The sequence below is a fragment of the Psychrosphaera sp. 1_MG-2023 genome (assembly GCF_030548245.1).
Classification (GTDB): domain Bacteria; phylum Pseudomonadota; class Gammaproteobacteria; order Enterobacterales; family Alteromonadaceae; genus Psychrosphaera; species Psychrosphaera algicola.
This window is the reverse complement of sequence record NZ_JAUORW010000002.1, coordinates 251,191-275,551: the sequence shown is the minus strand read 5'-3', so window position 1 is coordinate 275,551 and position 24,361 is coordinate 251,191. Positions and strand designations below refer to the sequence as shown.

The following is a 24,361-nucleotide window of genomic DNA, read 5'->3' as shown; positions in this document are numbered from 1 at the left end:
CTTGCCTTAACCAATTACTGTTGAGTTACCCGGTTTACTTCCGCCAAACTTGTAATGCCGTTTGCTGCTTTTAACAAACCAGATTGCCGCAAATTGTTGATACCTTCAAGTTTGGCTTGATTTGCAATATCTAACGAATTTCCACCGGACATAATTATGGTTTTCATTTGCTCAGACAGTTTCATTACTTCGTAAATACCGACCCGACCTTTGTAGCCTTGGGTGCATTCATTACATCCAACCGGCTTAAATAAGGTCATATCTTTAATTTGTTCAGGTTCAAAACCAATTTTTAACAATTCACTTTCTGGTAGCTCTATTTCCGGCTCTTTACAACGATTACAAAGCTTACGTGCTAATCGCTGGGCAATTATAAGTGATACTGAACTCGCAATGTTATAGGACGGAACCCCCATATTAGACAAACGTGTTAGCGTTTCGGGAGCAGAATTAGTATGCAGTGTGGATAAGACCAAGTGACCCGTTTGAGCCGCCTTAATTGAAATCTCGGCAGTTTCTAAATCTCGAATCTCACCGACCATTACGATATCGGGATCTTGACGTAAAAAGGCTCGTAATGCCGTCGCAAAATCTAATCCAGCCTTTGGATTCATTTGCACTTGGTTCACACCTGTCAAATTAATTTCAACCGGATCTTCCGCTGTTGAAATATTTCGTTCAGGGGTATTGAGAATATTGAGTCCGGTATACAAAGATACGGTTTTACCAGAACCCGTTGGCCCAGTAACTAAAATCATGCCCTGTGGTTGTGCTAAAGCTTCTAAATAGAGTTGTTTTTGCTCTTCCTCATAACCAAGTACATCGATACCTAACATTGCGCTAGACGCATCGAGGATACGCATAACCACTTTTTCGCCCCACAAAGTAGGAAGTGTGCTGACACGAAAATCGATGGATTTTTTGGCGGATACCTTTAGCTTAATTCGACCGTCTTGAGGTTTGCGTTTTTCAGCAATGTCCAAATTAGAAATAACTTTTATACGGGCCGATAAACGACTGGATAATGCGGAAGGTGGCCGGGCAACTTCAGACAAAATACCGTCAATACGAAAGCGGATGCGGTATTCTTTTTCATAGGGTTCAAAATGTAAATCCGACGCCCCTTTACGAATGGCGTCCAATAATATTTTATTGATATAAACAACGATTGGCGCATCGTCTTTTCCATCATTGCCATCGTCTTGTTCAGTTTCAACCGACTCTGTTTCTAAGTCAGCCAACTCCAACATATCCGATTCATTAACGCCAAGCCCTTCTTCTAAAGACGAAAATACTTGGTGAATAACTTCATTTAACGCTATTGGATCACAAACCACAAACTCAGTTTGCAGTCCGGTATTAAATTCAAAGTCTTCCTGCGCGGCAATATCAGACGGGTCTGCGGTCGCTAAATAGAGGGTTCGACCATTTTTGACTAAAGGTAATACTTGGTGTTTGGATACGAGTTTTTCGTTTTTGAGCTCATCAGGAATTTGCGAAACATCGTAATAGGCAATATCAATGCGTGGCACACCAAAGCGTTGGGATGCAAATAACATTAGGTTTTCAGGCGTGATCACTCCTTCTTTAACCAGTGCTTCCGCAGTTGATTGATAGGCGGATATACTCGTTTTCAGTTTCTCGACGGCTTCATCGGAAATTAACTGATGTGCTAAGAGTTGTCGAATTAAGGCACCGTTAAACGAATGTTGCATAAAACTGAGATTTCTTCCTGAATTAGTATCATTTAATTATGTCGAGGAAATCGCTTTGTCGCAACGTTTAACTAATGTTATGACAAAAAAAGAAAGGAAATATTCACTTTTTTAGCTGAAAGTTAAGATAGCGAAAATACTTTGACAAAAATATAAATCAATTTTGAAAAAACCATAAAAAAAACGGGGACTTAAAGTCCCCGTTTAATAATAAATAGTAACCTACCTATTTATTATGATAATTAGTCTTCACTATCATCTTCTTCAGATGCTGTAACTGTGAAACCTTTTGGTGTAGGTAACTTAGTTACGTCACTTGATAATACTGTCCAAGTTACGGCACCGTTTGTTGCACTAACTGTAGCTTCAAATGTCAAAGATTCAGCTTGAAAGTCTTTAGGTGCCGTGTCGCTGTTATAAAGCATTACGATTTGTAGTGCATTTTCACCACCACCAGTAAGCGTGGCTGACGTAAAATCAGAACCCGATACAGAAGTTGTAGCGGTATAGTCAGCACCAGATGGGTCAACAAAACCAATATCTGCTAATTCTGCAAATGAACTTGGGTTTTGGCCATTCAATGCTACGTATTCTTCAACGGCATTTTTAATTGGACGCAATGCTGATGTAGATGAAGTTGTGGCTTCCGTACGTAAAACGTAAGTCTGGTATTGCGGAACCGCAACCGATGCCAGAATACCGATAATTGCAATTACAATCATCAGTTCAATTAGAGTAAAACCCTTTTGTTGGCGGTTTTTCATTTTATTACTCCTAGTAAGTTGTCATGAAGTTATTGTCTTTAACCTACAGCCATTGTGACTCTTTTACTTCAAATTACAAGCTACGAATTTGTTTCATATCAAATTTTACGCATCCGTACTGCAATCTAAAGGTCCAATAGTGTGATCTAATTATTAGCAATTTTCTCAAAATTACAAAAAACGTTAAAAGCTTGTTAGTGCCATAACTTGATTTACAAGATGCGTACTCATAAGAAATACAAGACTTAATCAAATCGCATCGACAAATCTATCGCATCCACATGCTTAGTTAAGCCACCAATTGAGATATAGTCAATATTTAACTGCGCATATGCTTTAAATTTTTCACCATCCATGTTGCCAGACGCCTCAAGTTTAACTTTTCCATTGCTTAATTTTCTTGCCTGCGCTGTCATTTCAACAGTGAAATTATCCAACATGACGATGTCCGCCCCCGCATCCATTGCCAATTGAAGCTCATCTAATGACTCCACTTCCACTTCCACTTTAGCTGATGGATTGAGTTGTTTAGCGGTAGTCACAGCAGCATCAATAGATCCAGCGGCAAAAATATGATTTTCTTTAATTAAATACGCATCAAATAAACCAATTCGGTGATTCTGCCCACCACCACAGGTAACCGCGTATTTTTGCGCTAACCGTAACCCAGGGATGGTTTTACGCGTATCCAAAATTTTAGTTGTGCTTTGCATCGCGGCAATTTCATTAACGTAATGTTGGGTCGACGTTGCGGTCGCAGATAACATTTGTAAAAAATTTAACGCTGTACGTTCTGCTGTCAATATTTCACGGGCTGGGCCTGAGAATGTGAATAAGGTTTGATTGGCAACTACGTTGTCACCATCTTTGACTTGCCACTCAACAGTCGTATTTTTAGCAATTTGGGAAAAGGTTTCATTCACCCATTCAACCCCGCAAACAACCGCATCTTGACGCGTAATCACTTTACCTGTGGCCAGTTGTTCCGATGGAATTAATTGTGCGGTAATATCTAAATCGGCAGACAGACCATTTAGGTCTTCTTGCAGCGCAGCGGTAACTTGAGCAGGAATGTGTTGCTGATACATAGTTTGAAAATTCTCTTTTATTGTATTTGCTTGAGGGTCAATCGTCCCTCTCTTTGCGTAAACTCAACTTGTTTTAATGCGTTCATGCCAAGTAATAACTCGTCGCCCTGCATACCAGGTACAATCGTCGCGCGCATATTGCCAAACTGCAACTTGCCGATAGTTAAGTTATCAATCGTAGTCATATACGCCTTAGCTGTGCCATTGGCAGTATTAACTGAAACAGGCTGACCATATTTAAGGCCAATTGCATCAGCAACCCCTTTCGGTACTGCGACATTTGTCGCGCCAGTATCGAGTAAAAAGGTCACTGGATAGTTATTTAACAGGCCATTTACAACATAATGACCCATTCGGTTTTGGTCCAAAACTAAAGTAGCCATTTGACCGTTAATATAGCTCTCGGGGTTTTGATTTGGATTTACGCGCTCTGATAATTTGCCATCAAAAAACTGATAACCTAAGACGAGAAACAATCCCCAGAAGATAAATGCAAACGTTTTGCCTATTTTAACGGGTTGCGACATGGCTTATTTTTTCTTCTTAGTTTTCTTCTTAGCCGACTTAGCTAACGCTTTGGCGACTTTTTTCTTATGCGGCTTTTTCTTTTTAGCCGGAACTGCAGATTCTTTGTTTTTAGGTTCGATGCCTGCAATTTTTCTATGCTTAAACGTTTGTTCTGTATAACGTTCAATTTTTTTCATGATCAGCATGTCGTGTGCAGCTATAAAACTCACAGCATAGCCTTTTGCGCCAGCGCGAGCTGTGCGGCCAATTCGGTGAACATAAACATCCGCTGTTCGCGGTAAATCAAAGTTAAAGACGTGAGTCACATCGATAATATCAAGACCACGCGCTGCAACATCGGTGGCGACCAATACAGGGGATTTACCCGACTTTAGCTTCTCAATTGCTTTGAGACGTTTGTCCTGGGGCATTTCACCTTGCAAGTACGCTGCGTAAATACCCATAGCTTGCAACTGATTTACAACAAGCTCTAACCGTTCTTTGGTTTTAACAAATACGATTGACTTTTTAACATCTTCTAACGCTAAATAGTGCCCCAGCATGGCAAATTTGTGTTCATCGCTGTCGGCTAAGTGGGTCCATTCAACAATTTTACTGACTTCACTTCTTGGTGCATCCGCTTCAACAAATACCGCTTCGGCCAAAACATGATTACCAAACTCTATTATACCGCGGCCTTCTAATGTGGCAGAAAACAACATGGCCTGGCGACGATTTCGAGATTCATCGGCGATGCGTAACATAAAGCTACGGAACCCCATGTCGAGCATGCGGTCAGCTTCATCTAATATTAACACCTCAACATCTTCACAGTGGAAGGTTTCAGCATCCATATACTCAAGCAGACGACCTGGAGTTGAAATTAAAATATCGTTATTTTTTTCTAAAATGTCTTTATGACTGCCGTAATTAATACCGCCGGTAATAACACCTACACGTAAATCAGTATGTTGGCTTAACGTTTTAGCAAAATCATAGGTTTGATAAGCAAGTTCTCTGGTAGGCGCAAGTACCATAACACGGGCAAAACCAGGGTTTCTGCGAGGAGAGTCTAATAAATACTGGATTGCTGGGATCAAAAACGCGGCAGTTTTACCGGTTCCTGTCGGTGCACTTGCTAACACATCGTGACCATCCAACGCCTCAGGTATTGCGGCTTGTTGTACTCGTGTTGGTTTGGCGTAACCAAGGGACTGAATACCTAAAAGTAAACGGCGGTCTAAATCGAACTCATCAAATGTCATGCAAATTCCGGCTGGAGCTATATCAAATCTTAAGGTCTGATATTATAGCGGAAAATATCGTCAAGCGGATACCTTAGAATTGGCAAAACCACACTTTCAGTTTAAACAATTTTCAATTTGGCACGATAAGTGTGCAATGAAGGTTAATACCGACGGCATTTTACTGGGTGCCTGGGCAAATATTGACGACGATAAACGCATTCTCGATGTTGGGACGGGTAGCGGTTTAATTGCCCTTATGTTAGCTCAACGAAGCGTTGTCGCTCAGGCTTCAATTACCGCAATTGAGTTGGACGACGACGCGGTGCAACAAGCACAACAAAACTTTGAACACAGCGATTGGTATGAACGGCTAACCTGTTTAAAAAGCGACTTTAGCTTATGGGCGACACCGGAAAAATTTGACCATATTGTTTCCAATCCACCTTATTTTAGTCACGACCTACAAAATAAGGACAACAAACGAACGCAGGCGCGTCATCAAATTACGCTCACCTTTGACCAGTTGTTAAAACGTAGCGCTGAACTCACTACTGAGAAAGGCAAATTGAGCCTAGTATTACCTGTTGCAGAAATGCAGGAATTGCTCGACATAGCTCCGACTTATCAGTGGCGGCTAACTCGGCAATGCGATATCAAACATAATGGACAAGGCAAGGTGATCCGGCAACTAGTTGAATTAAGAAAATCGGCAACGAGTACAATCAACACACTAAATTCAACACTCGTTATTCGACAACTTGATGGCAATTATTCAAAACCGTACAAAGATTTATGTCGCGATTTTTACCTTAAATTTTAGTTTTACTAACAAATGACTCGATTATTTATAGGTAACAAAAAAGGGCCTAAAGGCCCCTTACTAAAACACTTAAACAATATTTTGAAATACTATTGTTTAAAGCTATAGGTCATAAACCCGCCGAAGTTACTACCTGAAGTTGCTTCAGCACCACTATAATTAGCAAGAGTATATTCTACCGATGTAAATCTAAAACCCCAACTAAGCTGTTCGTTTTGCTTAAAGCCTAACTCAGCAACAAACGCCGTTGCACCGTCAAATTCATAGGATTCTGAACCTGAACCGTCCATTTCTAATGAAAATTCAACACCTGTGTGGAAAGACACACCAGCACCAAGTGTCACTTTTTCGTTTAATTGCACATATGGCAATACTGTGAATTCAAATCGGTCAAACGTGATATCAGCATTATCAGCAGTTGCCGAATCAAATTTGTATGCACCAGTTAGTTTCACGCCAATAGGCTTAGAAAAACCAAACGATTCTGAGTCTATGGCGATATCTACACCACCACCCATTGTAAAACCGCCACCGGCTGAAACATCAGAAGAAGAGCCATCTTCATATTCCAACGTTCCCATATCATCGCCGCCAAACGCATATCCAAATACCATGAATGGTTTTGCATTAAACTTTTTCTCTGTAGCAGTGTCGTCACTGTTAGCTTGAGTTGTAAAAGACGCACCTGAAACAGCTAATGCCAGGGCCAAACCTAATTTTGTCAATGTTGTCATTATAATTCTCCGTGTGTACAAAATTTCCACGCGGAATTCTATCCATCTATCGCATTATTGCAACTTGTTATTTCGTGCTTATGTCGTTTCTGGCATCATCCACCTCATAAATTATTCGCATTACAAAAAGCAACCCGTTTGTCTTCTTGTCATAATTTGGTGTAACCCATAAATGAAAAAATTAACGATTATATTACTGTTCATCCTTATTCAAACATTCAACATTATCGCCCAAGAATTAACCCTTGAACGAATTTATTCTGACCCATCATTAGCTGGCAAAACACCAAGTAAATTAACGGTCTCCCCTGATGGTAAACGTGCCACCTATATCCAACCGCGAGCTGATGACTATAATCGTTATGATCTATGGGAATACAATGTCGCAACAGGCAAGCGTTCAATGTTGGTCGATTCCGAATCTTTGTTCTCGGGGCCTGAGTCCTTATCTGATGAAGAGAAAGCACGACGTGAACGCCAACGTATTTATGGTAAGGGGATTTTGGAATATACCTGGTCAGCCGACGGCAGCGCTTTGCTATTCCCACTAAATGGCGATGTTTTTTATTATCAGTTAGGTAAAGCTAAAGCAGAGAAGCTTACGAATGGTGATGGATTTGTCACCGACGTAAAGTTTTCACCTAAAGGCAATTTTGTATCTTATGTTAAAAACCAAAATCTCTACATTATTAACCTGAAAACCAAACAAACCAAAGCACTCACCACAAGTGGTAAAGACACCATTAAATTTGCCATGGCGGAGTTTGTTGCTCAAGAAGAAATGAAACGAATGACAGGTTACTGGTGGGCACCGGATGAATCTGAAATTGCGTTAACTAAAGTCGATACATCACCGGTTAAGGTTGCAACACGTAACGAGATTTACGCCGATTCGATTAAATTATTTGACCAACGATATCCGTTTGCCGGAACCCCAAATGTAAAAATCGAACTGGGTTTACTGAAGATCACACAAAGCGAATCGCAGATCCGCTGGATTGACTTAGGTCAAGAACAGGATATTTATATCACTCGCGGTAAATGGTTACCTAACTCAGCTACATTTAGTTACCAGTGGCAAAACCGCAGTCAACATGAGTTACAGTTGCGTTTTGTTAACGCTAAAACATTGTCTCAAAAGACTGTAGTGACTGAAACTTCTGATACTTGGATTAACCTTCACGAATCATTATATTATTTTGATGACAGTTTTGTTTGGGCTTCAGAACGTGACGGATTCCAACATTTGTATCACGTCGATCTAAAAGGTAACGTAAAAGCGCAATTAACTAAGGGTGATTGGATCGTCGATAAATTAGTTGCTGTAGACAAAGCCAACGGCGATGTCTATTTCACGGGACGAAAAGATACTCCTATCGAACGCCACTTATATGTTGTTAACTTAAACAAACCACAGCAGATAAAAAAAGTATCCCAGCGAAGTGGTTTACATGACGTAACATTCTCTGAAGACGCTTCGGTTTACTTAGACTCATTTTCAACCACGACACAACCGCCTCAAGTGAGCCTACACCAGGCAAACGGAAAGCAATTAACCTGGATGGAACAAAATAAGCTCGACGCTTCACATCCACTTACACCTTATTTGAATGACTGGATTAAACCTCGTTTTGGTACGATAACCGCTGAGGATGGGCAAACACTTCATTACCGCATATTTGAGCCTAAAGGTTTTACTGGCAAGCGCCCTGTAATTAATTATGTGTACGGCGGTCCACACGCACAATTGGTGACTGATAGTTGGAGTAAACGAAATTATATCCTCCAGCATTTAGTGCAAAAAGGGTACGTGGTTTTTCAACTGGATAACCGCGGGTCTTATAACCGAGGCAAAAAATTTGAAGATCCAATCTACCAACATCTTGGTGAAGTTGAATTAACAGACCAGTTAACCGGTGTAGAATACTTAAAAACCCTCGACTATGTTGACCCAAATCGCATTGGTGTTTACGGCCACAGTTATGGCGGGTATATGACAATAATGAGCATGTTTAAAGCCGGTGATGTATTTAAAGTAGGTGTTTCAGGTGCGCCAGTAACCGACTGGACACTATATGATACTCATTACACAGAACGTTATGCAGGGCATCCCGGTAAAAATGGCAAAGACTATGATGTTAGTAATGTCTTTAAATATGCCGAGGGTCTAAAAGGCGATTTACTGATTTATCATGGAATGGCCGACGACAACGTATTGTTTACGCATGCGACGAAGCTTTTTAAACATTTACAAGATTTAGGTAAGCCTTTTGATGTAATGACCTACCCAGGGAGCAAACATAGCATTCGCGGTAAAAAAACAGGCCTTCATTTAGCCAAAACTATCGTTCGATATTTTGATAAAAACCTTTGATGGTATGATGCTGTGGCGGTAAACATCCGCCACATGTTAAAAGATTGGCGTAGCAAAGTCGGATTTGATTTGTATGCGCTGCTCTCTCTAAAGACGTTAATTTTTATTACTCCTTTTTAGAAGTAATTCACTTCTTGTAACTCAGCTTTCCCCGAAAACTGATCTTTAAACTGTCCTTCACAACCAAACAAAGTCGCTAAAATAAAATTTTACGTCACTAAGGACAGTGTTATGCAAAATTTTATACTTGTATGTTGCTTTGCAGTTTTAGTTTTATTTCCGGTTTATATCTGGGCAAAACCAAAACCCGTAGACTTAATGTTAGCCAAAGTTGCTGATATCAAAAATCTATTTGCTCAGCATCAAGGTTATTGGTTAAGCGAAAAGTACGACGGGATCAGAGCGTATTGGAATGGAACAACGCTCCTTACGCGCAGAGGAAACCAAATCCATTGCCCACCATGGTTTATCGAGAACTTGCCAAAAACAGCCTTAGACGGCGAATTATGGATATCCAGAGGACAGTTTGAACAAGTTTCTTCCACTGTTAGAAAAAAACACGCTGACGAATCCGAATGGCAACATGTGCGGTTTATGGTATTTGATGTACCTGAATCACATCTACCTTTTGAATTTCGACAAAACCAGTTAGCTCATTTATTGGCGGACATTAATTTACCCTGGGTGCGGCAAGTTAAACAACTAAAAGTGGAAACCGAAACGGAAGTGCAAACTATATTCAAACAAATTGTCGCTGGTGGTGGTGAAGGTGTCATGCTTAATGTTGCAAACAGCTATTACTATCACGGCCGAACAGACCGCCTATTAAAATTAAAGCCGTATCTAGACGAAGAAGCAACCGTATTAAAACACGTAGAGGGTAAGGGCAAGTATGCAGGGATGTTAGGCGCAATCGTTGTCAAAAATAAAACTGGCCACGTTTTTAAGATAGGCTCGGGGTTTTCAGACAAAGAGCGAGCGGAACCGCCTGAAATAGGGACTCAAGTCACTTATCGGTACTCTGGATATACCAATAGTGGCAAACCTCGATTTGCGACCTTTGTTCGTAAGTTTACATTTTAGTTTCAAAACACTTGATAAACAGGCTACAAAAAGGCCTCTATAATGTGAGGCCTTCAATTTAAATATAGTATTTAAAGTCATAATGTTATGCACTAAAAACGCACTAACAGTTTAATGCATAAAGATGCTTTAAATTACCAAATTTTTACACGTTCTTCTTCGGTAAGGTAATGTCCATCACCTTCTTTAACGTCAAACGCTTTATAAAACTCAGGCATGTTTTGAACAATACCATTTACTCTATAACGACTCGGTGAATGTGGGTCAGTTACTAGACGTTCGCTTAATGCTTCATCGCGGTATAGACGACGCCATACTTGACCCCAACCTAAGAATACACGTTGCTCGCCAGTAAAGCCGTCTAACACAGGTGATTTTTTGCCATTTAGAGATAACTGGTACGCTTTATATGCGATAGTTAAACCACCTAAGTCGCCAATGTTTTCGCCTAAAGTTAAATCGCCATTTACAAACTCACCTTCAAACACTTCAAATGCACTGTATTGTGCAGAGAACTTTTCACCGCGCTTTTTAAATTGCGCTTGGTCGGATTCTGTCCACCAGTTTCTTAAGTTGCCATCGCCATCGTACTTAGCACCTTGGTCATCAAAACCATGGCCAATTTCATGCCCGATTACAGCACCAATACCGCCATAGTTAACAGCATCTTCAGCATCTAAGTTGAAGAAAGGTGGTTGTAAAATGGCCGCAGGGAAGACAATCTCGTTCATTACAGGGTTGTAATAGGCATTAACGGTTTGTGGCGTCATGTGCCATTCGCTACGATCGATAGGCTTACCTAGCTTTTCAATATTACGAGTTAATTGCCATTGATTGAAACGCATGTAGTTGCCGACCAAATCACCAGCTTTAATTTCTAATGCAGAGTAATCAGTCCATTTATCTGGGTAACCAATCTTAGGGGTAAATTTAGATAGCTTCTCTAATGCAGAAACCTTAGTTTCTTCACTCATCCACTCTAAATCTTTTATGCCAACTTCAAAGCCTTTAATCACGTTTTGAACTAATTGTTCCATGCGCCTTTTAGCTTCTGGTTTAAAGTGTTCTTTAACGTATAAACGACCCAAAAGTTCGCCAAGTACAGTATCTACACCAGAAACTGCCTTTTTCCAACGTGGACGTTGCTCTTCGATACCTTTAAGTTTTGTACCATAAAACTCAAAACTACGGTCTGCGAAGTCTTTTGATAAATAGTCAGAATATTCGCCAAGTAGTTTCATCTTGAAATATTCTTTCCAAGTTCCAACTTCAACCTTAGTAAACATTTCACCAAACGCTTTCATGTATGTATTTTGAGAAGCGATAACTTCTTTTACATCAGCCAATTTGGTTTCTTTAGCATAGGCCGCCCATGGGAATGTCCCCATGTAAGACGCAAATTCTTCAGTGCTATATTTATTGTAACGTTTGTTTGCATCTCGAGATTCAACACGTGACCATTGTTTAGCGGCTAAATCAGTTTCTAATGCCATAATGCGGCTAGCTGCGCCTTTAGGATCGGCTATGCCCGCCATTTTTAACATGTCAGTTAAATAAGTGACATACGCAATACGATTGTCTTCAGATTTTTTATCATCTTTAGAATAATAATCACGGTCAGGAAGACCTAAGCCTGATTGGAATAGGTATACAGCATATTGATCAGATTTTTTAGCGTCGTTGTTTACGTAAAAACCAAGAGGGCCAGTTACACCCAAACCATATAATTTACCCATCATAGCGGCTAAATCAGTATGGTTGGATAAGCCGTCAATTTCAGCCATTAATGCATTTAATGGCTGCATTCCTAACTTCTCTGACTGTGCTTCATCCATATATGAATTATAAAAATCGCCCAGTTTCTGCTCATCAGAACCCACTTTAGCGTTTTTAGCTTTAGAAGCTTTCTCTATAATCGCTTTTAAATTTTCTTGGGCGTCATCATAAAGCTTTGTAAATGAACCGTAGTTTGACTTATCCGCAGGGATCTTTGTTTCTTGAAGCCATTTACCGTTTGTGTAGATATAAAAATCTTCAGTTGGGGATGCAGAGTCATCGATATTTTTAAGGTCAATGCCCGAAACGAGTTGTTTTTCAGCAACTTGCTCGGCTTGAACTTGACTATTTGTTTCACTTTTAGGAGAGCATGCTGTCAATGACAGTGCCCCCACAGCAAGTGCAACGCTCGCAGCGATTACATTAAGTTTTTTCATTGTGTTGTTCCGGAATTGTAGGCTAAAACCTGTTTTTATTTTTATACTGAATTATGTGATTGAATATAGCGCAATTCAAAATTTCAATATTCGCAATCAGATTAATGATTAACACAGTGTTGTCAATGGATGTAACAAAACCTTACAAATAAGAATGTCTAATTTGACCATTTATTAACCACCCTAGCCTTCATTGAGCTTTAAGGATGAAAGCAGAGTTAAAAAGATACAAAAAAGCCTTACAAAAGTAAGGCTTTTTTCATAAAGACTTTTAACTAAAAGTTACTTTAAGTGCTTTTCTAAGAACTTTTCTATTTTAGTATAGAGCTCTAAGCGGTTTTCTTCTTTTCTGAAGCCATGACCTTCATTCTTCTTCATGATCCATTCATCGTCACTAAGCTCGATTCCACGGTCTTCAAGAGCATCACGCAAGTCAGTCGCATGTTTTTTAACAACACGTGGATCTCTCGCCCCTTGGACAATCATTAAAGGCGCTTTGATTTTATCAACATGCGCAAGTGGTGACATACGTTTCATTAATGCTTCGTCATCAGGATCACCAATTCGAGTTTTCATTAGCTCTTTTTGTGGTTCCCAATGCTTTGGCATTGATTCAAATAATAACGCTACGTCTGTTACACCAACATAGTTGATCCCACATTTATAAACATCAGGCGTGAAGGTTAATCCTGCCATCGTTGCATAGCCACCATAACTGGCACCATAAATACAAACTTTATCTGGATCAGCAATGCCCTCTTTAACAAGATAATTTACCGCATCTGTAAGGTCATTTTGCATTTCTGCCCCCCACTTACCGCCATAGCCGGCTTTTTGAAATGCTAAACCATAACCGCCTGAACCACGGAAATTAACTTGTACCGTTGCATAACCGCGACTGGCAAAAAATTGGTGCTCAGGATTAAAACCCCAAAAGTCTCGAATACCATAAGGACCGCCATGTGGATTAACAATCAGTGGTACTTTACCTTTGGCCCCTTTAGGTATTGTTAAATAACCGTGAATTGTTAAGCCATCACGACTCGTGAATTTAATCGGTTTCATTGATGACATTTTTTCTGGATCTAACCACTGCATAGTTGGAACCAATGGTTTTAGGCTGTTGTTTCCTTTATTAAACAAATAATAAACACCAGGATCGTTGTCATTGGATACATAAACAATATTCAGTTTTTCATCTTCAGACATGCTAGTAATTGCAACACGTTTACCCTTGAATGCACCTTCTAAAGACGTCATTAAAGTTGCAAAATCTTTATCGAAATAAGCCACTTCTGGGTACTCGTAAAAATAACTCACACCTAACAGCTTTTTCTGCTTACGCGACATCATTAAGCCTGCAACGTCAACTTCGTCGTGGGCAAAAATCAGTTCACCTAATTTATCTTTGACTGGATCGTAGGTATATAGAGCACCCTTATCTCGGCCAACATTAGACGAAACGTACATTGTCTTATTGTCGAACGCAAAACCTAGCGGCGTGATATTTTCATCATCAACGTTAAACTCTTTGATTACTCGAAACTCTTCTTCGTTGGCTTCTTTGTATAAGAACTTTCCTGTGAGGCCCTTAATCGAATACGCACCGCGAACTGCACCATTATGGTCTAAGATCCAACTTTGCACATCACCTGGGTTTCGAGCAATCATGTCCATCTTGCCGTTACGCTCACCACGTTCGCTCCATTTACTATCTAGTGGAACTTTGTATAAATCTGGGGATACTACGCGACGACCATTATATTGGACAATGATGTGGTCTGGATCGTCTGGCAAGGTATGCACAGTTGCAGCAGAACGAATCCCTGACGAATCAACGATTGCACCGACCAACTTAACGACTTTTGGTTTTCTTTTTGTCGTGTTAATTGTGTAAATACTAAACGCTTCATTACCATCGCTATCTAGCGTAAAAACAATATCTTGATCATTAGCCCAAAAGAAGCTGCCCACATCTTGCTCTTTGAAACCAGTGATTGGCTTAACTTTAGTAAGATTGTTGGTTTCCATAATTACAATATTTCGGCGCGTGTTCACTGGTGATAAAACAGCGACATATTTACCATTAGGGGATAGTTGAAGTCCTGAGAATTCTGGGTTTTTGAAAAAATCTTCAACGGGGATCTGATCTGATTTGGCAATAGATTGCCCTGATAAAAGGAGTAGAAACATTACTCCAATATTCAATAAAAATTTCATAGTGTTTATTCCAACTGTTATTTTTTAGTTTTTAGTTTTTAGTTTTTAGTTTTTTCGAAAGGGCAATAATGTTGAATTTTAGAATAGTAGAACTACAGCGATTATTAAAGGGTAACGTAAATTTCTATGTGCCCTCAGGCCGCCAATTAAGTCCATCATGTAAATAATTTGATACTGAGAACACTAAATCCCTACAATTAAAGTAGTTGAAAATTATAGAATTACGCGATCTATTTAGCGTTTGAAGTGTTGATATCCACTTCTGAAACGTTGAAATAATGCCTCTAATCGCTCACCCAATTCCACCTCTTCATTTTCCTTAAACAGTGCAATAGCAACTTCAACCGTACTTAGATGATGATCATGGTAGGCCTCACGCAATTGATAATCACCTCGTGAGGCGTCATTTAATTGTAAAACAGGCAGATGTTGCAAATAAGGTGATTTGATAAACATCTTTTTAGCCTGACGCCATGTGCCATCCAAAAATACAAATAATGGCCGTCGACCTTTTCTCGCCTCTAGATTCGGCAATTCAGACAGTTGTCGGCTTGTTTCAACATTATCGTGAGGGAAGATAATCACGGGAAACCATTTAGGATCGTCTAATAATTCAATTAACTTAGGATCGCATTCTGTACGCTCCCAACGAAACGCGAAGTTATCGGTGACCAGATCACAAATGAGTTGCCCTGTATTTGACGGTTTAAAATACTCAGCATGATACATCAACATACAAACGCCGATTTCACCCGGAATCGGTTCGCTACCGCAAATGCATTTTGACTCACCCAGCAAACAGGCTGAGCAACGTTTTAACGAAGCCCCGCGGGCTTTAAATTCGCGTGTCGACAACTTTAATTGTGCGGTTCTTAACACTTGGACTGAATTAATGTGCTCAACCCCATTACACATTGGTTTCAACATTATTTATCGGCTTCCGCGTTTCTGCGTTTGGCTTCTAATGTCGCCTTTTCATACAAGCTCTGTGTCTCAACTAAAATACTATCCGCCGATTCTGGAGACGCAAGCAACCACTTCGATGGCAAGACCTTACTATTCATTTTTGGGAATAATTTAACCTTATCGTCGCCTTTATCATTGATATAAGACAACGATGCAATAGCCAGAACAAGTACAGTTGAAACGCCAGCAATACGTTGCAAGCTCATGTTGCTCGCTAGATAAAAACTGCCGCCTAAAAATATCATTAATAGGGCATAATCGATGAGCTCAGCACCAATATAAATACTAACGTTGTCACCCCAGTTAAATAAAAGAACTGAGCCAATAGCAGCGAGAACCAACCAGCAAATAGCAAGCAGATAGCAAAAGGTCACAATAGTGAAAAACTTGACGTCCTTTTTAAATACACGCGCTGCAATGGATACCAACAAGGGAAATATAAACAACGCTAGTACGCTAAAAATGGCGGTAACGGTGAGTTTGCTCCAAATAACTTCTTGGTAGGTTTCGTAATATTTGTCGACCAACAAAATCAAAAAGTAAATCGCAATGGCTAACAAAGACCAATACCAATGATTAGCTGCTCGTGCTATGTCTTCTATTACGTTAATCTTTTTAGCGGGCGCAACAGAATGTAATGGTAATAAAACTCGAATAAATACTTTGCCAAAAACAAAAACATCCCCTGACGTTACCGTTTCGACAGGTTTAAGTTGTTTATTATGTTTATCTTTTATGCCATTTACCGAGCCACTGTCGACTAACAGCAAACTGCCGTCTTCGGATAGTTTGAGTTCCGCGTGATACGGGCACACATGCTCTTCTTGCAATACCAGATCGTTGTCATATGCTCGACCAATGCGAATAGTTTCACCTTGGACTTTATGTAACGCCAGAACCTTGTTGTTTCGGGTAACAACTTCAATCATTAATTCCATGAAATACTCTCAACAAATTTAGTGAAAAAGGACTGCGCTGTAGTTTCACTAACACCCTGCAGTACATAACGACCCACTAACGTTTGGTCATTTTTATCGAGTAATAAAGAATGGAATCTTACGTCATACAAGCCTGGGTATTTTCGATAAGCCCTAACACAGCTAATGCCCTTAGACGTTGTTTTAAGTGTGTTATTAATAAGTGCTTCTTGGCAATAAAAATCGGTCACATCATCTTGGCCAGCGTTATTTCGGCTGTATTGTCGATTCAATGTTTGCGTAAATAAAGTAGCTAATTGCAACTCATTTAACTTATCAGAGTGGATCCAACTGAATCCCATTTGCGCATGACCCGTCGTCATATCACTGCTTAAATAAATCCGTTCGTTTAAAGCACAATTTGTCGAGGCTGCCGTATACAATTCTTTTTCTTTATCTTGATTTGAGTCACCCCAACAAGGCATAAAGTCGCTGAGTTCATTTGGGACTTTTGCCTGCCCTAAACTGTACAATGGCCATTCAGATTGAATTAAATCTTGGAATAATGCACTTTGGTTCTCTGTAAGCTGCTTGGTGATCCGTTCGACAAAAAACGCCTCTTCCTTTTTGACGTCTAACGTCTCTAATGCCTGCTCTCTTAAATTGAAAAGTCTGTCCACTGGTACAAGAAAACCAATTTGATTACCTGCTGACGCAACGTTAATGCCGACTACATTACCAAATTCATCAACCGTAGGTCCGCCTGACATACCAGAGTTTATTGACCCCGTAAAATGGATCCGCTTATAGAAACTTTTTGATTTAATACCATTGTATGTGCCCGGAACCACTATCATGCCTAAGTCATGCGGATTACCAAGTGAATAGATTTCCTGTCCTTTTGTTGGCGGCTCAGAAGCAAGCGGAAAATGAACAGGCCAAGGCTGTTTCGCGTCTAATATAGCAAGATCATTAATAACATCGATATCGACGACATCAACAATATGGGTCTGCTCGTTGTTGTCCAATAACTCCAGTCGATATTGCTCAGGGGATTGAATAAAATTAGAGATAACGTGGTAATTAGTCACGATATGGCCACTTTCAGAGATAAAAAAGCCAGTACCAATCGATGATTTCTGACCAGATTCAATATTGATACATTTAATCTGCACAAGCGCTGGACTGTAATTTGAAAAGAGTGCTTCAGCTTCGTTTGCTTTGGTTTGAAAACTAAAGATAAAACTGAACAAAACCAGACAACTAACAACAAGATGTCGAAATAACTGCATTAATGAAGGTTCCTAGAAAACAAAAAAGCCGCAATATGCGGCCTTTAAAATATGGTTAGCCAGAAGCTAACTTAGAAAATCCTGATGCGTTAGTAAAGAACTACTTTTTCTTTTTCGCTTTAGGATTAGGAAGGTCAGTAATTGACCCTTCATACATCTCAGCAGCTAAGCCGATAGATTCATTTAGCGTTGGGTGAGCATGTACAGTTAACGCGATGTCTTCTGCGTCTGCGCCCATTTCAATTGCTAAACCAATTTCACCTAGCATTTCACCCGCATTGATACCAACAATCGCGCCACCTAAGATGCGGTGAGAGTCTTTATCAAAGATAAGCTTAGTGAAACCTTCTGTTCTTGCAGAAGCAATCGCACGACCTGAAGCCGCCCAAGGGAATTTAGCTGATTCGTAGTTCAAACCTTGCTCTTTCGCTTCTTTTTCAGTTACGCCAACCCAAGCCATTTCTGGATCGGTATACGCAATAGAAGGAATTGCTTGAGGTTCAAAGAAATGTTTCTTACCAGAAATAACTTCTGCTGCAACATGTGCTTCATGAACGGCTTTGTGAGCAAGCATAGGTTGACCTACAACGTCACCAATCGCAAAGATGTGATTTACGTTTGTGCGAAGTTGCTTATCTACGTTAATAAAGCCACGTTCGTCTACAGCAACACCAGCTTTCGTCGCATCACATAAGTTACCGTTTGGTTTACGGCCAACAGCAACCAAAATCTTGTCATAACGTACAGGTTCAGCAGGCGCTTTTTTGCCTTCGAACGTTACGTATAAACCGTCATCTTTAGCTTCAACGCCAACAACTTTAGTTGATAACATGATGTTAAAGCGGTCTTTATTGTATTTAGAATAAACTTGAACAACGTCTTTATCAGCCGCAGGAACAAGTTGGTCTAAAAATTCGACAACTGAAACGTTTGAACCTAATGCCGCGTATACCGTACCCATTTCTAGACCGATAATACCACCACCAAGAACTAACATTTCGCCTGGTACGTCTTTAAGTTCTAACGCGCCAGTTGAATCGATTACACGGTCATCTTCTGGGATGAAAGGTAAGTTAACAGGTTCAGAACCTGCTGCGATGATTGCATTATCAAACGTAATGTTTGTCACGCCGTCAGCACCGTTAACCGCTAAAGTGTTGCTACCAGTAAATTTACCGTAACCATTAACCACTTTAACTTTACGCATTTTAGACATACCGTCTAAACCGCCAGTTAATTGAGAAACAACGCTATCTTTCCATGAGCGGATCTTATCTAGATCAATTTCAGGTGCGCCAAAAGTAACACCATGAGACGCCATATCTTTTGCATCGTCGATGACTTTAGCCACGTGCAATAACGCTTTTGAAGGGATACAACCTACGTTAAGACAAACACCACCAAGTGTGCTGCGTGCTTCAACTAAAGTTACGTCTAAACCTAAATCGGCAGCACGAAATGCCGCTGAATATCCGCCTGGACCTGCACCAAGAACCACTACTTGGGTTTTGATATCGTTACTCATTATTAACCTCTATTTGCTGGTAGGGTAATAAGAAAGGTACATACCTTTCCGAATTCATTATTCTAATTACAGAAAAACGACTTGAAAACTTTCAATCTCCAAATCAAATTTTTTCGGAGTTTAGCACTCCGATTTAAAAAAGTCCTGCACACGCAGGACTTTCTTGTTGTTTTATAACACTAACTTGCGGATATCTGTCATTACTTGACTGATGTGCACTGTAAAGCGTGCTGCTAACGCGCCGTCAATAACACGGTGGTCGTAAGATAGTGATAAAGGCAACATTAGTTTAGGTACAAAATCAGAACCATTCCACTTTGGCTTAATTTCAGATTTAGAAACACCTAAAATGCCCACTTCTGGTGAATTAACGATTGGCGTAAATGCCGTACCGCCGATGCCACCTAGTGAAGATATAGTGAAACAACCACCTTGCATATCTTTCGCCGTTAACTTGCCATTACGTGCTTTATTAGAGATTTCCATTAATTCACGTGAAATTTCGTTAACGCCTTTTTTATCAACATCACGAACAACCGGAACAACTAGGCCGTTTGGTGTATCTACAGCAATACCAATATGAACATACTTCTTAAGAATGATGCTTTCGCCGTCTAAACTTAAAGAAGAATTAAATTGTGGGTACGCTAGTAATGCTGAAGCACATGCTTTCATAATAAAGACAAGTGGCGTGATCTTAAGATCAGATTTCTGTTTTTGTAATAGCGCGTTTTGTTCTTTACGGAACGCTTCGACTTCGGTGATATCAGCTTCGTCAAACTGTGTAACGTGTGGGATAGTTACCCAGTTACGATGTAAGTTAGGACCTGAAATCTTTTGGATACGTGTTAGTGGCTTCTCTTCAACTTCTCCAAATTTAGAGAAATCAACTTTAGGCTGTGCAAGCACTTGTAATCCACCGTTGCCGGCAGCAACACTTGACGCTGCAGTTGCTTTTGGACGTGACAATTCGTATTTAACATACGATTTTACATCGTCGGCTAAAATACGACCTTTACGACCAGAGCCTGTAACTTTCGTTAAATCCACACCAAATTCACTTGCTAAACGACGTACCGAAGGCGTCGCGTGAATTTGTTTACCTGAAGCAGAGCCACCAGCTTGTGATGGGTGCGCTAGGGCAACAGGTGGTGCTTTTTTCGCTGGCGCAGCTGGTGCCGGAGCACTCGTTGCTGGCGCTGCCGCTGCTACTGGAGCAGGTGCCGCACTTTTAGTTTCAATAACGGCAATCAACTTGCCTTGAGAAACTTTGTCACCATTGGCGACTTTTAGTTCTTTAACGATGCCCGCAAAAGGTGCAGGTACATCCATTGTCGCTTTATCTGTCTCAAGTGTAATTAACCCTTGCTCAGCTTCAACTTCGTCGCCTACGGCAACAAGTATGTCGATAACGTCAACTTCTTCGTCAGTACCAATATCCGGAACTTCTACGTCTTTCGCTTCTGCAACAGCTGCAACTTGAGCAACTGGTGCAGGAGCTGCTTCAACCGGAGCAGGTGCCGCAACTGGCGCTGCCGATTGTGCAGGTGCCGCAGCAACAGGCGCAGCCGCAGAACTTGTTTCTAGTAACAACACAAGTGACCCTTGGGTGACTTTACCGCCAACAGCAACTTTAATTTCTTTAACAACACCGTCTTCAGGGCAAGGCACGTCCATTGTTGCTTTGTCTGTTTCAAGAGTGATTAATCCATCTTCTTTTGAAACAGAATCACCAACAGCAACCAACAAGTCAATAATCTCAACTTCGTCGTCAGTGCCGATATCAGGTACAGCAACTTCAATTACTGCACTTGTTGTCGCAACTGGTGCCGCTTCAACCGCCGGAGCGGGTGTTGGAGCAGCTTCCGTCGCAGCCACTGGCGCTTCAACAACTGGCGCTGCAGTTTCTGCAGGAGCAGACGCACCTACTTCAACCGTAATTAATAAACCGCCTTCAGAAACCTTATCGCCTTCTGCAACTTTAATTTCTTTAACCGTCCCTGCAAATGGTGCCGGGATGTCCATTGTCGCTTTGTCTGTTTCGACAACAACAATTGAATCTTCTTCAACAATTGCATCGCCTACAGCAACACAAAGTTCAATTACTTCAACTTCATCGCCGCCCACATCTGGGACTAGAATGTCTTTTAAATTAGCCATCTAAATTTTCTCCTAAGCCGTGATTAAGCGTAAAGTGGGTTAAGTTTCTCAGCGTCAATGCCTAAATCAGCAATCGCTTGAGTAACAACTTTGGCTTCAATATCACCGCTACGTGCCAATTCACTTAGTGCTGCGACAACGACATAGTTGTGGTCAACTTCAAAGTGACGACGTAAGTTTTCACGGCTATCTGAACGACCGAACCCATCTGTTCCTAATACACGGTAAGGTGCTGGCACATAAGCGCGAATTTGATCAGCGTAACTCTTAATGTAATCGGTAGCAGCAATGACTGGACCAGTACCTTGCTCTAACAATTCAGTAACATACGCTTTTTGAACCGGAGCTTCTGGATTTAGCATGTTGAAACGGTCAACATCTTGGCCTTCACGTGCAAGTTCATTAAATGATGGCGCACTGAATACTTCAGCAGATACACCATATTTTTCAGCCAAAATTTCAGCTGCTTTACGAACCTGTAATAAAATCGTACCTGAACCTAATAGACGAACATTCGCTTTCGCTTTTTTAGGTTTAACATCGTCAAGCTTATAAATACCTTTGATGATGCCCTCTTCAACGCCTTCAGGCATTGCAGGTTGAACATAGTTTTCGTTCATGACAGTCAAGTAATAGAACACATTCTCGTTGTCACCGTACATACGACGCATACCGTCTTGTACAATAACCGCTAACTCATAACCATATGTTGGGTCATAAGTAATACAGTTAGGCACTGTACCAAAGTGAGAATGAGTATGACCATCTTGGTGTTGTAAACCTTCACCATTCAATGTTGTACGTCCCGCAGTACCACCGACCAAGAAACCACGAGCCTGTGAATCACCAGCGGCCCACACCATGTCACCGACACGTTGGAAACCGAACATTGAGTAATAGATATAGAACGGGATCATTGGTTCATTGTTGTTTGAGTATGACGTTGCCGCAGCAAGCCAGTCAGACATAGCACCAAGTTCGTTAATCCCTTCTTGTAATACTTGACCTTTCTTATCTTCACGATAATAAGCAACTTGGTCAGCATCTTGAGGCGTATATTTTTGGCCTTCGTGGGCATAAATACCAACTTGGCGGAATAAACCTTCAAGACCAAATGTACGTGCTTCGTCAGGAATGATTGGCACAATACGTTTACCGATTTGTTTGTCTTTAATAACTGCAGACAAGATTCGGCCAAACGCCATAGTCGTTGAAATTTCACGACCGTTTGAACCTTTAGTAATTGCTTCAAATGCCTTTAAGTCAGGCATATTCATTTCGACGTCTGAATTACGACGACGAGCAGGTAGGTAACCACCTAATGCTTCACGACGACCATGCATGTACTTATATTCTTCACTGCCCTCTGGGAAAGTGACATAAGGTACATTCGGTAAATCTTCGTCAGAAATGTCTAGGTGATGGCGGTCACGGTAAGCTTTTAATGCTTCGAGGTCCATTTTCTTAACACCGTGAGCGATGTTTTTACCTTCACCAGCGTCACCCATGCCATAACCTTTAACCGTTTTGGCTAAGATAACTTGTGGACGACCTTTGGTATTTTTAGCACGGTCATAAGCAGCGTAAACTTTAACTGGATCATGGCCACCACGATTCAAGCGCCAGATATCAGCGTCTGACATGTTTGCAACCATAGCCGCCGTTTCAGGTGTTTTACCAAAGAAATTATCACGAGTGTACTTGCCACCTTTCGCTTTATAATTTTGGTATTCACCATCTACTGTGCTTTCCATTATTTCTAATAACTTGCCGTCTTTATCGCGAGAAATTAGTGGATCCCAGTAAGAACCCCAAATAACTTTAATCACTTCCCAGCCTGCGCCACGGAATGTGCCTTCAAGTTCTTGTATAATGCTGCCGTTACCACGAACAGGTCCGTCAAGACGTTGTAAGTTACAGTTGATAACAAAAGTTAAGTTATCTAACCCTTCACGAGCTGCCAGGCCAATTGCACCTAGTGCTTCTGGCTCATCACATTCACCGTCGCCCATAAAGCAATATACACGTTGCTCTGAACAATCTTTGATACCACGGTCTGTCAAATATTTTAAGAAACGAGCTTGATAAATAGCTGCAATTGGACCTAAGCCCATAGAAACCGTTGGGAACTGCCAGAAATCAGGCATCAACTTAGGGTGTGGGTAAGACGACAAACCATCTGAATCAGCTTCTTGACGGAAATTATCTAGCTGCTCTTCAGTTAAACGACCTTCAACAAATGCACGAGAGTAAATACCCGGAGATACGTGGCCTTGAATGTAAAGGAAATCGCCGCCTTTATTGTCTTTGTCAGCTTTGAAGAAGTGGTTGAAACCTACATCGTATAACATCGCAGACGATGCAAAAGATGAAATATGCCCACCTAACTCTAAATCTTTTTTCGAACCACGAACAACCATCGCCAATGCGTTCCAGCGGATTGCTGAACGAATACGTGACTCTAACGTTCGGTCACCTGGCATTTGCGGCTCTTGCCCAGCGGGGATCGTATTTAGATACGCAGTAGTTGGCGAGTAAGGTAAATGTGCGCCATTGCGTCGAGCTTTGTCGATAAGTGCTTCCAATATTTGGTGAGCACGTTCCGCCCCGTCTTGCTCCAGAACTGCTTCAATCGACTCAAGCCATTCTTGAGTTTCTTGTGGATCAATATCCTGATTCAAATTTAGGTTCTCTGACATAGTTTCAGGTTCCTGTAGTTATTTGTCATTGTTAATA

17 protein-coding genes are annotated in these 24,361 nt (G+C 40.8%); 3 read left to right on the top strand and 14 right to left on the bottom strand.

Annotation, left to right across the window (positions count from 1 at the left end; translation table 11 throughout):
• Positions 1-14 precede the first annotated feature (14 nt).
• The 5 genes from pilB to srmB form a co-directional block, all read right to left on the bottom strand.
• Positions 15-1,715, bottom strand: a complete 1,701-nt coding sequence (pilB, locus tag Q4575_RS02770) for a type IV-A pilus assembly ATPase PilB (protein WP_215963413.1) — start codon at positions 1,713-1,715, stop codon at positions 15-17.
• Between the two features lie 242 nt (positions 1,716-1,957).
• Positions 1,958-2,479, bottom strand: a complete 522-nt coding sequence (locus Q4575_RS02765; RefSeq protein ID WP_215963412.1) for a prepilin-type N-terminal cleavage/methylation domain-containing protein — start codon at positions 2,477-2,479, stop codon at positions 1,958-1,960.
• A 245-nt stretch (positions 2,480-2,724) separates the two neighbouring features.
• Entirely contained in the window at positions 2,725-3,567 is an 843-nt protein-coding gene (gene nadC / locus Q4575_RS02760; protein ID WP_303521258.1) for a carboxylating nicotinate-nucleotide diphosphorylase, read from the bottom strand.
• A 17-nt stretch (positions 3,568-3,584) separates the two neighbouring features.
• Positions 3,585-4,094 carry a TIGR02281 family clan AA aspartic protease gene (locus Q4575_RS02755; protein WP_215963410.1) on the bottom strand — a complete coding sequence of 170 codons (510 nt, stop codon included), beginning with the start codon at positions 4,092-4,094 and terminating at the stop codon, positions 3,585-3,587.
• A gap of 3 nt (positions 4,095-4,097) precedes the next feature.
• Positions 4,098-5,339 (bottom strand): ATP-dependent RNA helicase SrmB, encoded by a 1,242-nt coding sequence (gene srmB, locus Q4575_RS02750; protein WP_303521257.1) that lies wholly within the window; start codon positions 5,337-5,339, stop codon positions 4,098-4,100.
• 136 nt (positions 5,340-5,475) lie between these two features.
• Here srmB and Q4575_RS02745 point away from each other — a divergent pair, with 136 nt between their 5' ends.
• Positions 5,476-6,141, top strand: a complete 666-nt coding sequence (locus Q4575_RS02745) for a tRNA1(Val) (adenine(37)-N6)-methyltransferase (RefSeq protein ID WP_303521256.1) — start codon at positions 5,476-5,478, stop codon at positions 6,139-6,141.
• A gap of 89 nt (positions 6,142-6,230) precedes the next feature.
• Here Q4575_RS02745 and Q4575_RS02740 read toward each other — a convergent pair whose 3' ends face one another.
• Positions 6,231-6,875: a hypothetical protein gene (locus tag Q4575_RS02740; protein WP_303521255.1), complete on the bottom strand. Its 645-nt coding sequence runs from the start codon at positions 6,873-6,875 to the stop codon at positions 6,231-6,233.
• Between the two features lie 172 nt (positions 6,876-7,047).
• On the opposite strand from Q4575_RS02740, the gene Q4575_RS02735 reads away from it, so the two are divergent.
• Positions 7,048-9,249 (top strand): S9 family peptidase, encoded by a 2,202-nt coding sequence (locus tag Q4575_RS02735; protein ID WP_303521253.1) that lies wholly within the window; start codon positions 7,048-7,050, stop codon positions 9,247-9,249.
• A gap of 231 nt (positions 9,250-9,480) precedes the next feature.
• Positions 9,481-10,332 carry a DNA ligase gene (locus Q4575_RS02730; protein ID WP_215963405.1) on the top strand — a complete coding sequence of 284 codons (852 nt, stop codon included), beginning with the start codon at positions 9,481-9,483 and terminating at the stop codon, positions 10,330-10,332.
• A gap of 134 nt (positions 10,333-10,466) precedes the next feature.
• On the opposite strand, the gene Q4575_RS02725 is transcribed toward Q4575_RS02730, so the two are convergent.
• The 8 genes from Q4575_RS02725 to aceE all read right to left on the bottom strand — a co-directional run bounded on the left by Q4575_RS02725 (position 10,467) and on the right by aceE (position 24,324).
• Positions 10,467-12,545, bottom strand: coding sequence for a M13 family metallopeptidase (locus Q4575_RS02725; RefSeq protein ID WP_215963404.1), 2,079 nt, complete (start codon positions 12,543-12,545; stop codon positions 10,467-10,469).
• Between the two features lie 282 nt (positions 12,546-12,827).
• Complete coding sequence (locus Q4575_RS02720) at positions 12,828-14,765, bottom strand: S9 family peptidase (protein WP_215963403.1); 1,938 nt, start codon at positions 14,763-14,765, stop codon at positions 12,828-12,830.
• A gap of 234 nt (positions 14,766-14,999) precedes the next feature.
• Positions 15,000-15,692: a tRNA-uridine aminocarboxypropyltransferase gene (locus Q4575_RS02715; protein WP_252736726.1), complete on the bottom strand. Its 693-nt coding sequence runs from the start codon at positions 15,690-15,692 to the stop codon at positions 15,000-15,002.
• The gene (locus tag Q4575_RS02710; protein WP_303521252.1) at positions 15,692-16,669 is read right to left on the bottom strand and encodes an FHA domain-containing protein; all 978 of its coding nucleotides are present in this window, start codon (positions 16,667-16,669) and stop codon (positions 15,692-15,694) included. Before Q4575_RS02710 ends, Q4575_RS02715 begins: the two co-directional genes overlap by 1 nt.
• On the bottom strand, positions 16,660-17,940 hold the full coding sequence (locus tag Q4575_RS02705; RefSeq protein ID WP_215963401.1) for a serine protease: 1,281 nt from the start codon (positions 17,938-17,940) through the stop codon (positions 16,660-16,662). The genes Q4575_RS02710 and Q4575_RS02705 overlap by 10 nt, the downstream gene beginning before the upstream one ends.
• Before the next feature lie 100 nt (positions 17,941-18,040).
• Positions 18,041-19,465 carry a dihydrolipoyl dehydrogenase gene (gene lpdA / locus Q4575_RS02700; RefSeq protein WP_215963400.1) on the bottom strand — a complete coding sequence of 475 codons (1,425 nt, stop codon included), beginning with the start codon at positions 19,463-19,465 and terminating at the stop codon, positions 18,041-18,043.
• Positions 19,466-19,636: 171 nt separating this feature from the next.
• Positions 19,637-21,625: a pyruvate dehydrogenase complex dihydrolipoyllysine-residue acetyltransferase gene (aceF, locus tag Q4575_RS02695; RefSeq protein ID WP_303521250.1), complete on the bottom strand. Its 1,989-nt coding sequence runs from the start codon at positions 21,623-21,625 to the stop codon at positions 19,637-19,639.
• Between the two features lie 23 nt (positions 21,626-21,648).
• Positions 21,649-24,324 (bottom strand): pyruvate dehydrogenase (acetyl-transferring), homodimeric type, encoded by a 2,676-nt coding sequence (gene aceE, locus Q4575_RS02690; RefSeq protein WP_215963398.1) that lies wholly within the window; start codon positions 24,322-24,324, stop codon positions 21,649-21,651.
• Positions 24,325-24,361 lie beyond the last annotated feature (37 nt).

What these genes read in the sequence shown, in the direction of transcription:
- nadC (WP_303521258.1), bottom strand. Translation starts at nt 3,567, where the DNA reads ATGTATCAGCAACACATTCCTGCTCAAGTTACCGCTGCGCTGCAAGAA.
- Q4575_RS02715 (WP_252736726.1), bottom strand. Translation starts at nt 15,692, where the DNA reads ATGTTGAAACCAATGTGTAATGGGGTTGAGCACATTAATTCAGTCCAA.
- aceE (WP_215963398.1), bottom strand. Translation starts at nt 24,324, where the DNA reads ATGTCAGAGAACCTAAATTTGAATCAGGATATTGATCCACAAGAAACT.
- pilB (WP_215963413.1), bottom strand. Translation starts at nt 1,715, where the DNA reads ATGCAACATTCGTTTAACGGTGCCTTAATTCGACAACTCTTAGCACAT.
- Q4575_RS02710 (WP_303521252.1), bottom strand. Translation starts at nt 16,669, where the DNA reads ATGGAATTAATGATTGAAGTTGTTACCCGAAACAACAAGGTTCTGGCG.
- srmB (WP_303521257.1), bottom strand. Translation starts at nt 5,339, where the DNA reads ATGACATTTGATGAGTTCGATTTAGACCGCCGTTTACTTTTAGGTATT.
- Q4575_RS02730 (WP_215963405.1), top strand. Translation starts at nt 9,481, where the DNA reads ATGCAAAATTTTATACTTGTATGTTGCTTTGCAGTTTTAGTTTTATTT.
- lpdA (WP_215963400.1), bottom strand. Translation starts at nt 19,465, where the DNA reads ATGAGTAACGATATCAAAACCCAAGTAGTGGTTCTTGGTGCAGGTCCA.
- Q4575_RS02725 (WP_215963404.1), bottom strand. Translation starts at nt 12,545, where the DNA reads ATGAAAAAACTTAATGTAATCGCTGCGAGCGTTGCACTTGCTGTGGGG.
- Q4575_RS02740 (WP_303521255.1), bottom strand. Translation starts at nt 6,875, where the DNA reads ATGACAACATTGACAAAATTAGGTTTGGCCCTGGCATTAGCTGTTTCA.
- Q4575_RS02765 (WP_215963412.1), bottom strand. Translation starts at nt 2,479, where the DNA reads ATGAAAAACCGCCAACAAAAGGGTTTTACTCTAATTGAACTGATGATT.
- Q4575_RS02720 (WP_215963403.1), bottom strand. Translation starts at nt 14,765, where the DNA reads ATGAAATTTTTATTGAATATTGGAGTAATGTTTCTACTCCTTTTATCA.
- Q4575_RS02735 (WP_303521253.1), top strand. Translation starts at nt 7,048, where the DNA reads ATGAAAAAATTAACGATTATATTACTGTTCATCCTTATTCAAACATTC.
- Q4575_RS02705 (WP_215963401.1), bottom strand. Translation starts at nt 17,940, where the DNA reads ATGCAGTTATTTCGACATCTTGTTGTTAGTTGTCTGGTTTTGTTCAGT.
- aceF (WP_303521250.1), bottom strand. Translation starts at nt 21,625, where the DNA reads ATGGCTAATTTAAAAGACATTCTAGTCCCAGATGTGGGCGGCGATGAA.
- Q4575_RS02745 (WP_303521256.1), top strand. Translation starts at nt 5,476, where the DNA reads ATGAAGGTTAATACCGACGGCATTTTACTGGGTGCCTGGGCAAATATT.
- Q4575_RS02755 (WP_215963410.1), bottom strand. Translation starts at nt 4,094, where the DNA reads ATGTCGCAACCCGTTAAAATAGGCAAAACGTTTGCATTTATCTTCTGG.